We start from the raw sequence: 11,667 nt of genomic DNA on the forward strand, positions 1-11,667 counted from the left end.
GGTGCCGCCCGAAGTCGAGCTGGTGGTGGTGCCACCCGAGGTCGAGCTGGTCGAACCGCACATGGAAGAGCCGATCGAGTCACCGCAGTTGCAATAGTGAGTGTGCGAGCCCCAAGCAAAAGCAGGCGTGGATGCGAGCAGTGTGGCAATGGCTGCGGTAGCGATGGCGGTGCGCTTCATGAGACTTCCCCTGTTTGAATTTCCAATAACATCGTCAGTGCGAGTTGTTAATGGCTTCCTTTGCAGGTGTCGTGCCAACCGCTGATTTACGTGGTTTTTGGTGGTTAATGGGTGTGGGTGCCTGCCTCGCCTGTAAGAAGATCCGACTCTTTTGCGTTAAGAATTGAAGAAGTCGTTCTTCCTGTTCGACACTATTGCCGTTCGGGGGGGATCAGTCCTGTTGTGCGAGGGCCACGTCGTTCATGAAGCGGACGTCGTCACCGCGTGCAAGCCATTCGGCCGAACGGGCGACGGCGCCCAGCATGTCGGTAAGGTCGTCACCCTCGCTCTTGGCGAAATTGCCCAGCACATGGCCGGTCACCCGGTCCTTGTGGCCGGGATGGCCGATGCCGAGCCGAACCCGGCGGAAGGCGGCGTCAGCATGGCGTTCGATGGAGCGCAGGCCGTTGTGTCCGGCGGTGCCCCCACCGATCTTCACCTTGACCTTGAACGGGGCGAGATCGAGTTCGTCATGAAAGACGGTGAGGTCGGCCGTGGTCAGTTTGAAGAAACGCATGGCTTCGCCGACCGCGCGTCCGCTTTCGTTCATGAACGTTGCGGGTTTGAGCAGGATCACACGTTCGGTGCCGATACGGCCGTCCTGCACCCAACCCTGGAATTTCTTCTGCACCGGCCCGAAACGGTGAACATCGGCAATGACGTCAAGCGCCATGAAGCCGACATTGTGGCGGTTCAATGCATATTGCGGGCCCGGATTGCCGAGGCCGACCCAGAGTTGCATGGTCGTGATGGCTCCTGCGCGGGGAAGTGGTGGTGTCCGGCGCGATAGTCGTGCCGCAGGCAAAAAAGAACCCCCACCCGCAAGGGGAGGGGGTTCTTCGCAAAAGCGCCCGGCACGGAACGAGTCCGTGCCGGAAGGCCGATCAGGCCTCGCCAGCTTCCGCCGCGCCTTCTTCGGACTTGAGGGCCGAAGGAGCAACGATCGTGGCAATCGTGGCGTCGGCCTCGTGGGTGACAACCTTTACCCCGGCCGGAATGGCGATGTCCTTGAGGTGGATCGACGCGCCGACTTCGAGGCCGGTGACATCGACAGTGATGTCATCGGGGATCGAATCGGGGGTGGCGATCAGTTCGAGTTCGTGCGCAACGATGTTGAGCACGCCACCCTTCTTGAGGCCCGGCGAAGCTTCTTCGTTGATGAAGACCACCGGAACCTTCACGTGGACCGCGTGATCGGCAGCCAGGCGAAGGAAGTCGGCGTGTTCGGGACGATCGGTCACCGGGTGGAACGCAACGTCCTTGGGCAGGGTGCGCACAACGGTGCCGCCGACAGTGAGCTCGACGATGGAATTGAAGAAGTGGCCGGTTCCCAGCGCCCTTGCGAGGGCCTTTTCCTCGACGTGGATTGCAACCGGTTCCTGATTGTCGCCATAGATGACGGCGGGGGTGCGGCCTTCACGACGCAGAACACGGGAGGCTCCCTTGCCAACCCGTTCGCGCGTCTCGGCCGACAGATGCAGCGTCTCGCTCATATGTCTGATCCTTGATAACATGCTTCGACAGTTTTCCCGCCACGCCTCCAGGGATGACCATGTCGGGAAGCGGCTGCCCTTAGCGTTTTTGACGAAAAATGCAAGGCCGCACGCCCGTTTCGGCAGGTGGCGGCCGCATCAATAGACCCGGCGGATCGTCCAGCCTTTGGCTTTCAGCATTTCCGGCAGTCCGTTATGGCCCGCGACATGCGCCGCGCCGACCGCAATGAAGGGGTGTGCGCCGTCCTTGAGCAGGGCGTCGATCCGCTCGGTCCAGGCACGGTTGCGGGCGGCAAGCAGGGCTTCGTGCAGGACCGGATCGGAGAGGAAGCCGCTATTCGCTTCACGCGCCATGCCCAGATCGTCGCCGCGTAGCCAGAGGTCGAGCATGTCGGCGTCGTCATCGCGATCGGCTGCCGCTTCGCGCACCACATCGGTCAGGAGGACGTTCTGTGCCTTGGTCGGGAGCGCGTCGAAAATGGCGAACTGGCTGTCCACGGTTTCCAGCCCGACGATCGGCTTGCCCGCCATGGCCTTGCGCAATTGCGGTTCGACGCCGTTGTCGGCTGCGGCTCCGGCCTTCTGGCTGGCCAATGCGGAAATCTGCAGGGCAACGGCCCAGCTTTCCTCGTTGAGGAAGCGGGAATCATCGACGCCGAGCTTGCGATAGACATTCCCGAGCGCGGAGCGTGCCGCGTTGTCGAGTCTTGCGGATGGCGGGGGCAGGCCGGGGGTCATCGCCAGTCGGGCGAGCGCCTGACCGGCGACGTTCGGATCGATCGGCTCGCCGATTTCCATGACCAGGCGGTCTGCGCCGGTCATGGCCGAGTCGATGGCCGGGCGGCGCCATGTGGTGTCGGGGGGCAGAGCGTGGATCGTACCCATGATCCAGCCCTTTGCGTGGCCCTGTTCCTCGATGGCCCAGAGAGCGACGCGGGGGGCGGGCTTTTCGGGCTGGTGGTGACAGGCACCGAGCAGCAGGGCGAACGTGGCCAGCAGTGCCGCAGTGGCGAGACGGAGGGGGCGAGAGTTCATTGCACGCGTTCCGCATGGATGCCGTCGCGGGCAAGATCGTCGATCACGCTGTCGGTTCCGGCAAGGTGTCCGGCTCCCACCGCGACGAAAATGGTGGCGGGTTTTGCTTCGTGGAGTCGTGTCTCGACCCACGCGGCGAACGTCCGGTTGCGTTCGGTGATCAAACGGCGCGTGAGCAGGGGATCGTCCTTGCCTTCCTCGTCGTTCATCAGGTGGGCAAGCCTTTGCGCGTCGCCCTTGCCCCATGCCGCGAACATCGCGTCGATCAGCGGGTCGATATGGTCGAATTCGTCGATCACTTCACCCAGATAGGCGATCTGGTTCGCTCGCGGCAAGCTGTCGAGAATGGCGAGTTGCCCATCGGGAGTCTCGATCCCACTGCGGCGGACGTTTCGCCCGGCCTCACGCTCGGTCAGCATGGCCTCGACGCCGTGCGAAGGATCAAAGCCGCGTCGGAGCAGGGGCAGCGTGGAAAGAGTGACAGCGGCAAACCACGGCTTGAGTCCGTCGAGCGCGACTTCGGGATAGCCCAGCCCGTGCAGGCGCGCGCCGAGTGCCGATTTGCGCTCGGGCGAAAGCATGTCGCCAAGATGCGTGCCGGCGGGGAGCGGCGCTCGGGCCGCCACGGCCTGCCGCGTCGCGTTTCCATCCTCGTCGAGGATTTCGGTGGCGATCTCGTCCGAGGCATCGGCTGCCTGCGCCACCGGACCGTTCAGCCAGTCCGCATGGGGCGGAAGCATATGGATTGTGCCGAAAAGATAGATGGTTGTCGCTCCTTCGCGCACTTTCCACAGGGCAGGGTGGAGCGGCCCGGTCTCGGCCGCGGCAAGGGAGGGCACGAGCGCGCAAAACAGCATGATGAGGCGGGCGCAACGGCGCAGGAATGAGGTTGGGCGCGGCATCGTCATCCTTGGGTCAATCCATCCTTCGCATGCCATGCTGCGCATGAACGAGTGCTGCCGATGCGGCAAGAGTGCAGCACATCGTGAGAAAAACCGTGCGTGGATTGCCACTCGTTTGCCCGCGAAGGTTGATTTGCGGGCCTCCATCGGCCAAAGGCGCGCACATGGCCGAGACGAACGCAACGCCGCCGAGCTTTCAGGACATGATCCTGCGCCTCCATGCCTATTGGAGCGCACAGGGCTGCCTTATCCTTCAGCCTTATGACATGCGCGTCGGCGCGGGGACTTTTCACACCGCGACGACCTTGCGCTCGCTGGGCCCCGAATCCTGGAATGCTGCCTATGTGCAGCCCAGCCGCCGCCCGACCGATGGTCGTTACGGCGAAAACCCCAATCGCCTGCAGCACTATTACCAGTACCAGGTGATCATGAAGCCGAGCCCTGCCAATATGCAGGAGCTTTACCTCAACAGCCTCTTTGCCATCGGCATCGATCCGCTGCTCCACGACATCCGCTTTGTCGAGGACGACTGGGAATCGCCGACGCTTGGGGCCTGGGGTCTTGGCTGGGAAGTCTGGTGTGACGGGATGGAAGTCACCCAGTTCACCTATTTCCAGCAGATGGGCGGCTTTGACTGCAAGCCGGTTGCGGGCGAGCTGACGTACGGGCTCGAACGTCTGGCGATGTATATTCAGGGTGTCGACAACGTCTATGACCTGCGTTTCAACGACGCGGGCGTCAGCTATGGCGATGTCTTCCTCGAAAACGAGCGGCAGATGTCGAAGTGGAACTTCGAGGTTGCCGACACCGACACCCTGTTCGAAGGGTTCCGTCGGGCCGAGGCCGAATGCCGTCGCGCGATCGAGGCCGATGTGCCCATTGCCGCCTATGAGCAGGCGATCGAGGCCAGCCATCTGTTCAATCTCCTGCAGGCCCGGGGCGTGATCTCGGTGCAGGAGCGTGCAAGTTACATGGGCCGTGTGCGCGATCTCGCGCGCGGCAGTTGCGAAGCCTATATGGCCAAGTTCAAGGACGAATGGGCAGCGAAGTTTCCGGGGTGGACGGCATGAGCGCGGATTTTCTGCTGGAACTGCGCTCGGAGGAAATCCCCGCGCGGATGCAGGCGCAGGCCCGCGCCGATCTCGAACGTCTGTTCCGCAAGGAACTCGAGGCCGCCGGGCTCACGCCGGGCGAAGTCGCCGTCTGGTCGACGCCCCGTCGTCTGGCTCTGGTCGCCCGCGCCCTGCCGCTGGCAACCGCTGCGGTCAGCGAAGAGCTGAAAGGCCCGCGTACCAGCGCGCCGCCGCAGGCCCTTGAAGGGTTCCTGCGCAAGACCGGCCTCTCCGCCGATCAGTTGACCGAGCGTGACGGCGTCTGGTTTGCCGTGCTGGAAAAGCCGGGCCGCGCGACGGTCGATGTGCTGGCCGCGGCAATCCCTGCGATCATTCGTGCGTTTCCCTGGCCCAAGTCGCAGCGCTGGGGCGCGGCATCGCTGTCGAGCGAGTCGCTGCGCTGGGTGCGTCCGCTGTCGGGCATCGTTGCCCTGCTGGGTGGCGAAATCGTCCCTTGCGAAGTGGCGGGCATCGTTGCCGGGCGCGAGACGTTCGGTCACCGCTTCCACCACAGCGGCCCGATCGCGATCGACGGTGTCGAGGATTACGCCGACAAGCTGCGCGCCGCTCATGTGATCGTCGATCATGCCGAGCGCGAAGCGACCGTCCGTGACGGCGCGCGCAAGGCTGCGACTGAGGCGGGGCTCGTGCTGGTCGAGGACGAAGGTCTCGTCATCGAGAACGCCGGACTTACCGAATGGCCGGTGCCGCTGCTCGGCCGGTTCGACGAAGCGTTCCTTGCCGTGCCGCCCGAAGTCATCCAGCTGACCGCGCGCGTCAACCAGAAGTACTTCATCTGTCGCGACGCGGCGGGCAAGCTGGCCAATGCGTTCGTCTGCACCGCCAATATCGTGGCGAAGGACGGTGGCGAAGCCATCGTCGCTGGCAATCGCAAGGTTCTGGCCGCACGTCTGTCGGATGCTCGCTTCTTCTGGGAACAGGACCAGAAGACTCCGCTGGCGCAGCAGGCGGAAAAGCTGGCGCGGATCAAGTTCCACGAAAAGCTGGGCACGGTGGCGGACAAAGTCGCGCGCGTCGCAGATCTTGCCGAAAGCCTCGCTCGCGATGGCGTCGTGCCGGGAGCCGATCCTGCGCAGGCGCGGCTGGCTGCCGAACTTTGCAAGGCTGACCTCGTGACCGAAATGGTCGGGGAGTTCCCCGAACTTCAAGGTCTTATGGGTGGGTATTATGCCCGCGTCGAAGGGCTTCCCGATGCCGTGGCCGATGCCGTGCGCGACCATTACAAGCCGGTCGGGCAGGGCGATGACGTGCCGACGGCTCCGGTCACGGTGGCGCTGGCTCTTGCCGACAAGCTCGACACGCTTCGCAGCTTCTTTGCCATCGATGAAAAGCCGACCGGCTCGAAGGATCCCTTCGCGCTGCGTCGCGCGGCTCTGGGCGTCATCCGCCTCATCACTGACAACGGTTTGCGCTTCGGTTTGGGCGAGGGCGATCTGCTTGCCTTCTTCGCCGACCGCCTGAAAGTGCAGCAGCGCGAGGCGGGCGTTCGCCACGACCTGATCGACGCGGTCCTTGCTCTGGGCGGCGAAGACGATCTGGTTCGCCTTTTGGCGCGGGTCCATGCCCTGCAGGCGTTTGTCGCCACCGAAGACGGCGTCAACCTGCTCGCCGGGTACAAGCGTGCAGCCAATATCCTGAAGAAGGAAACCTGGGAGCCGCTGCCGCGCAATTACGAGCCCGATGCCGCCGAAGCGGCTCTGGCCGAAGCGCTGGCCGTGGCAGGTCCGAAGGCCGACGCAGCGGTTGCTGCCGAGGACTTCACCGGGGCGATGGGGGCTCTTGCCAGCCTGCGCGCGCCGATCGATGCTTTCTTTGACGATGTCACCGTGAATGACGCAGATGCGCACAAGCGGGCCAATCGACTGAGTCTGCTTGACCTGTTCCGTGCTGCGGTGCACAAAGTCGCCGATTTTTCGCGTATTGAGGGATAAACGGCCCGGTCGAGGCCGTTCCGGCGGCCATCGACACCTTCCGCCCGTGTTACAATCGAGGAGCCCTGACAGATCATGAGTGCATACGTCTTCCATTTCGGTGGCGGGGCCCGTTCGGAGGATCCCCGGGCCAAGGACAAGACGATCACCGGAGGCAAGGGTGCAAACCTTGCCGAAATGGCCGGCATCGGCCTGCCGGTGCCGCCGGGCTTTACCATCAGCACCGAGGTCTGCGCGCAGTACAACACTGCGGGCAAGACTTTCGATCAGGACCTGCAGGCCGCCGTCGCCAATGGCGTTGGCCATATCGAAAAGGCGACCGGACGCACGTTCGGTGATGCGGCCAATCCGCTGCTCGTTTCGGTGCGTTCGGGTGCGCGCGTGTCGATGCCCGGGATGATGGACACTGTCCTCAATCTCGGTCTCAACGACACGACGGTCGAAGGGCTTGCTGCCGGTTCGGGCGACTCGCGCTTTGCCTGGGACAGCTATCGTCGCTTTATCCAGATGTATTCGGACGTGGTGCTCGGCCTCGATCACCACCGCTTTGAAGAAGCGCTGGAAATCGCCAAGGAAGACAACGGCTTCTATGCCGACGTCGAAATGCGGGCCGAAGACTGGCAGGCGCTGGTCAAGCAGTACAAGGCGATCGTCGAGGAAGAACTCGGCCGTCCGTTCCCGCAGGACGTGCATGAACAGCTCTGGGGCGCCATCGCAGCCGTCTTCGACAGCTGGGAAAGCGACCGCGCGAAGGTCTATCGCAAGCTCAACGACATTCCGCAGGACTGGGGCACCGCCGTCAACGTCCAGGCGATGGTCTTTGGCAACATGGGCGATACCTCGGCCACGGGCGTTGCCTTCACCCGCGACCCTGCGACCGGCACCAAGGCCTATTACGGCGAATGGCTGGTGAATGCGCAGGGCGAGGACGTCGTCGCCGGTATCCGCACGCCGCAGTACCTGACCAAGACCGCTCGCGAAGCGGCCGGGGCCAAGCCGCTGTCGATGGAAGAAGCGATGCCCGCCGCTTATGGCGAACTCGCGGCTGTCTTTGAACTGCTCGAAAAGCACTACAAGGACATGCAGGACATCGAGTTCACCGTCGAGCAGGGCAAGCTGTGGATGCTTCAGACCCGCTCGGGCAAGCGTACCGCCAAGGCCGCGCTCAAGATGGCGGTGGACATGGTTCACGAAGGCCTCATCGACGAGCCGACCGCGATCAAGCGCGTCGATCCGATGGCGCTGGACCAGCTTCTGCACCCCACTCTCGATCCCAAGGCTCCGCGCGACGTCCTGACCCGTGGCCTCCCCGCGTCGCCGGGTGCTGCGTCGGGTCTGGTGGTGTTTGACGCCGATACTGCGGAGCGTCGCGCCGCGATGGGCGAAGCGGTCATTCTGGTCCGTATCGAAACGAGCCCGGAAGACATCCACGGCATGCACGCGGCCAAGGGCATTCTGACCGCGCGCGGCGGGATGACCAGCCATGCGGCCGTGGTCGCACGCGGCATGGGCCGTCCTTGCGTCTCGGGTGCTTCGGCGCTGTCGATCGACATGGCGGGCCGTACCGCTCTTATCGGTGATCGCCGCATTGCCGAAGGTGACATCATCACGCTCGATGGTTCGACCGGCGAAGTGATGGCCGGCGAAGTGCCGATGGTCGAACCCGAACTGGTCGGCGATTTCGCCGTCCTGATGGGCTGGGCCGACCGCCACCGTCGCATGAAGGTGCGCGCCAATGCCGAAACGCCGCTCGACTGCCAGGTCGCGCGCGGGTTCGGTGCCGAAGGCGTGGGCCTGTGCCGTACCGAGCACATGTTCTTCGATGCGGCCCGCATCACGGCCGTGCGCCAGATGATCCTGGCCGAAGACGAAGCGGGTCGTCGCGAGGCGCTGGCCAAGCTGCTGCCGGAACAGCGTGCTGACTTCACCGCGATCTTCGACGTCATGACGGGGCTTCCCGTCACGATCCGTCTGCTCGATCCGCCGCTGCACGAATTCCTGCCGCAGGGTGAGGCCGAGTTCGAGGAACTGGCCGAAGTCACCGGTCTTGGCGTGGATCACCTCCGTCGCCGGGCCGAGGAACTGCACGAATTCAACCCGATGCTCGGCCATCGCGGTTGCCGTCTGGGCATCACGTTCCCCGAAATCTACGAGATGCAGGCGCGCGCCATTTTCGAAGCGGCGCTCGACGTTGCCCAGAAGTCGAGCGAAGCGGTCGTGCCGGAAATCATGATCCCCTTGGTCGCGACCAAGAAGGAACTCGAAATCCTGCGCGCTCTTGTCGATCGCGTGGCGGGCGAAGTGTTCGCCGAACGCGGCAAGAGCCTCGACTATCTCGTTGGCACCATGATCGAACTGCCGCGTGCGGCTCTGATGGCGCACGAAATCGCTGAAGAAGCCCGCTTCTTCTCGTTCGGTACCAACGACCTCACGCAGACCACGCTTGGGGTGAGCCGCGACGACGCCGCGCGCTTCCTCAACCCTTATGTGGACAAGGGCATCTATCCGCGCGATCCGTTCGTCAGCCTCGACATTGACGGTGTCGGTCAGCTGGTCGAACTGGCCGCTGAACGGGGTCGCAAGACTCGCCCGGACATCAAGCTCGGCATCTGCGGCGAGCATGGCGGTGACCCGGCTTCGATCGCGTTCTGCGAAAAGGTCGGCCTTGATTACGTCTCGGCCAGCCCCTATCGCGTGCCGATCGCTCGCCTCGCGGCTGCGCAGGCCGCGCTCGACTGAGTGACGTCATTCTGACGCGAAAAGGCCTCCCTTCGGGTTTCCGGAGGGAGGCCTTTTCTTTGGCGATTATATACCTTGCAAACACAGCCGGATTCAGGCACAAGACTCCCATAAGGAGTTAAGCCAGTGTCCGTTCTCTCGAAGCCCTATTTCCACAGCGAAGAAGCCGCTTTCGCCTATCTGGAAAGCGTCGTGTGGGATGACGGAGCGGCTTGTCCTCACTGTGGCGGCGTTGACCGTATCACCAAGGTCAAGGCTAACCCTGCAAAGCGTATCCGTGAAGGTCTGTGGCGCTGTGGCGACTGCAAGAAGCAGTTCACCGTGAAGGTGGGCACTGTGTTTGAACACATGCGCTTGCCGCTCCATAAGGCTTTGCAGGCTGTCTATCTGATGACCAGCAGCAAGAAGGGCATTTCGGCTCACCAGCTTCATCGCGTTCTTGAAATCACTTACAAGAGCGCGTGGTTTCTGGCACACCGTATCCGTGAAGCCATGCGCGAGGGTGACCTTGCACCGTTCGGCACTGGCGGCGGCGTTGTCGAGATTGATGAAACCTTCATCGGCGTTGATCGCACTGTGAAGCCCAAGGGCGAGAAGAAGGGCCGTGGCTACGCGCACAAGCACAAGGTGTTGTCGCTGATTGACCGCACCACTGGCAAGCAGCGCTCTATGGTGGTGGACAGCCTGAAAGCGGCTGATTTGCTTCCGATCTTGAAGGCCAACATTGCGGCGGAAGCTGTGGTGATGACTGATGAAGCGGGCCAGTATGCCAACCTGAACAATTCCTTTGCCGCCCATGGTTTCACTCGCCACGGCGCTGGTCAGTATGTGGATTATGAGAACCCCACCATTCACACCAACACCATTGAAGGCGCATTCTCGATCTTCAAGCGTGGCATGAAGGGCGTCTATCAGCACTGCCAGAAGAAGCACCTGCATCGCTATGTGGCGGAATTTGAGTTCCGCTATAACCACCGCGAAAAGCTGGGCTGCAATGATCGGGACCGTTCGTGCCGTGCCCTTAACGGTATTATAGGGAAAAGAGTTTCATATCGCCCGTTAGCGAATGGTTGAAAATTTGGCAGATCGTTCTGCATTTGTTCCAGATAATGGGTTGCGCCCTTACACTGGAATCGCTATATGTCAAGAGCGATTTGAGAACGATTGGAGAACAAGTGTGCCTCATCAACTTCTAAAAGAGGCGCTTCACTATGTGATTGCGAACTGCCCTGATCCGTCTCGGCTTGGGGCGATTCGCCTCAATAAAATTCTATGGTTCGCAGATTCCACGTCCTATCGTTTGGAGGGTGTTGGGATTACTGGCGACACGTATGTGAAGCGCAAATTTGGCCCAGTGCCCCGTCATGTCCTTGCTGCTCTTCGAGAATTGGAGAGTGAAGGAAAGATCGTCACTCGCGAAGTTCCGTATACTACTCGCAAGAGTTATCGCGAGTTTGTGTCTTTGGTCGAGCCATCAACCCAATCTCTTAGCGAAAACGGGCGTTCATGGCTTAAGGCATGGTCAAAGATTCTGTGCGAAAAATACACAGCGCAAGAGGCTAGCGACATGTCTCATGACCAAGTTTGGGAAGCCGCTGATGACGGCGAGGAAATTCCGCTGTATACGGTTTTCGCTTCTCAGGCTGGCGCGATCACGGATGAAGTTCGTGGTTGGGCTAATGGCATTCTCGCAGAGAAGCTTGCCGCTTAACACCCAATGCGGGGGCATCTGTGACTATTCCGGTTTTTACACGTCTTAGAACTGTTATCGAATCTGCCCAAGTATCATCCGCCGTGGATGCGGCAGTCGACGTCTACAGTCGATTTGATGATGCTTGGGAGGGGTTTAAATGGCTTCTTGCTAGAAAGGCTTCGTCTTTAGGCGAGGCGCCAAGGGATGGAGATCATGGTTTGCGTTTGTATGCGCAAGGCGGTGATGCGGATGCTGATGCTCCCGAAATCTGGGCGCTTTTTCGGGTTGAGGCGGAATCTGTTGAATTGATTGCGGTGCGATTTAGCAAAGCTTTCGATGATGAATAAGGCCGACAAAAATCCCCTCTCTGAACAGGGGGTTAAATTTCAAGATATAGCTCAGAATTTAAACTGCGATGAAGATGAAGAAGGCTGGGAACAGCGTTTACGTCAAATCGCTCGGCCTCGTTTGAAAGACAAGAAAAAAGCCGCCGACTTGAGCGGGCGTTTTCTTTGTTCTTTC

General features: G+C 61.6%; 11 protein-coding genes. 7 read left to right on the forward strand and 4 right to left on the reverse strand.

Annotated features, from left to right (window positions below; translation table 11 throughout):
• Window positions 1–391: 391 nt before the first annotated feature.
• From pth to Y88_RS02920, 4 genes are all read right to left on the reverse strand, one after another.
• Complete coding sequence (gene pth / locus Y88_RS02905; RefSeq protein ID WP_008066129.1) at window positions 392–961, reverse strand: aminoacyl-tRNA hydrolase; 570 nt, start codon at window positions 959–961, stop codon at window positions 392–394.
• A 142-nt stretch (window positions 962–1,103) separates the two neighbouring features.
• Window positions 1,104–1,712 (reverse strand): 50S ribosomal protein L25/general stress protein Ctc, encoded by a 609-nt coding sequence (locus Y88_RS02910; RefSeq protein ID WP_008066130.1) that lies wholly within the window; start codon window positions 1,710–1,712, stop codon window positions 1,104–1,106.
• 138 nt (window positions 1,713–1,850) lie between these two features.
• Window positions 1,851–2,747: a TraB/GumN family protein gene (locus tag Y88_RS02915; RefSeq protein ID WP_008066132.1), complete on the reverse strand. Its 897-nt coding sequence runs from the start codon at window positions 2,745–2,747 to the stop codon at window positions 1,851–1,853.
• Window positions 2,744–3,649, reverse strand: a complete 906-nt coding sequence (locus tag Y88_RS02920) for a TraB/GumN family protein (RefSeq protein ID WP_157132573.1) — start codon at window positions 3,647–3,649, stop codon at window positions 2,744–2,746. The genes Y88_RS02915 and Y88_RS02920 overlap by 4 nt, the downstream gene beginning before the upstream one ends.
• A 164-nt stretch (window positions 3,650–3,813) precedes the next feature.
• Here Y88_RS02920 and Y88_RS02925 point away from each other — a divergent pair, with 164 nt between their 5' ends.
• The 7 genes from Y88_RS02925 to Y88_RS19320 form a co-directional block, all read left to right on the forward strand.
• A complete protein-coding gene (locus Y88_RS02925; RefSeq protein WP_008066136.1) occupies window positions 3,814–4,719 on the forward strand; it encodes a glycine--tRNA ligase subunit alpha in 906 nt (301 codons plus the stop codon).
• The gene (gene glyS / locus Y88_RS02930) at window positions 4,686–6,713 is read left to right on the forward strand and encodes a glycine--tRNA ligase subunit beta (protein ID WP_018075200.1); all 2,028 of its coding nucleotides are present in this window, start codon (window positions 4,686–4,688) and stop codon (window positions 6,711–6,713) included. Before Y88_RS02925 ends, glyS begins: the two co-directional genes overlap by 34 nt.
• Before the next feature lie 75 nt (window positions 6,714–6,788).
• Window positions 6,789–9,452 carry a pyruvate, phosphate dikinase gene (gene ppdK / locus Y88_RS02935; protein WP_008066141.1) on the forward strand — a complete coding sequence of 888 codons (2,664 nt, stop codon included), beginning with the start codon at window positions 6,789–6,791 and terminating at the stop codon, window positions 9,450–9,452.
• Window positions 9,453–9,578: 126 nt separating this feature from the next.
• Window positions 9,579–10,526 carry an IS1595 family transposase gene (locus Y88_RS02940; RefSeq protein ID WP_008066143.1) on the forward strand — a complete coding sequence of 316 codons (948 nt, stop codon included), beginning with the start codon at window positions 9,579–9,581 and terminating at the stop codon, window positions 10,524–10,526.
• Entirely contained in the window at window positions 10,519–11,163 is a 645-nt protein-coding gene (locus Y88_RS18850) for a Panacea domain-containing protein (protein WP_081458627.1), read from the forward strand. Before Y88_RS02940 ends, Y88_RS18850 begins: the two co-directional genes overlap by 8 nt.
• A 20-nt stretch (window positions 11,164–11,183) precedes the next feature.
• Window positions 11,184–11,492, forward strand: coding sequence for a hypothetical protein (locus Y88_RS19105; RefSeq protein ID WP_157132575.1), 309 nt, complete (start codon window positions 11,184–11,186; stop codon window positions 11,490–11,492).
• On the forward strand, window positions 11,482–11,667 hold a 186-nt coding region (locus tag Y88_RS19320), incomplete at its 3' end, for a hypothetical protein (protein WP_232280892.1). The genes Y88_RS19105 and Y88_RS19320, both read left to right, overlap by 11 nt.

It is taken from the genome of Novosphingobium nitrogenifigens DSM 19370 (assembly GCF_000192575.1).
GTDB lineage: Bacteria > Pseudomonadota > Alphaproteobacteria > Sphingomonadales > Sphingomonadaceae > Novosphingobium > Novosphingobium nitrogenifigens.

Coding starts and splice junctions, on each gene's coding strand:
- pth (WP_008066129.1), bottom strand. CDS start 961: ATGCAACTCTGGGTCGGCCTCGGCAATCCGGGCCCGCAATATGCATTG.
- Y88_RS02910 (WP_008066130.1), bottom strand. CDS start 1,712: ATGAGCGAGACGCTGCATCTGTCGGCCGAGACGCGCGAACGGGTTGGC.
- Y88_RS02915 (WP_008066132.1), bottom strand. CDS start 2,747: ATGAACTCTCGCCCCCTCCGTCTCGCCACTGCGGCACTGCTGGCCACG.
- Y88_RS02920 (WP_157132573.1), bottom strand. CDS start 3,649: ATGCCGCGCCCAACCTCATTCCTGCGCCGTTGCGCCCGCCTCATCATG.
- Y88_RS02925 (WP_008066136.1), top strand. CDS start 3,814: ATGGCCGAGACGAACGCAACGCCGCCGAGCTTTCAGGACATGATCCTG.
- glyS (WP_018075200.1), top strand. CDS start 4,686: ATGGGCAGCGAAGTTTCCGGGGTGGACGGCATGAGCGCGGATTTTCTG.
- ppdK (WP_008066141.1), top strand. CDS start 6,789: ATGAGTGCATACGTCTTCCATTTCGGTGGCGGGGCCCGTTCGGAGGAT.
- Y88_RS18850 (WP_081458627.1), top strand. CDS start 10,519: ATGGTTGAAAATTTGGCAGATCGTTCTGCATTTGTTCCAGATAATGGG.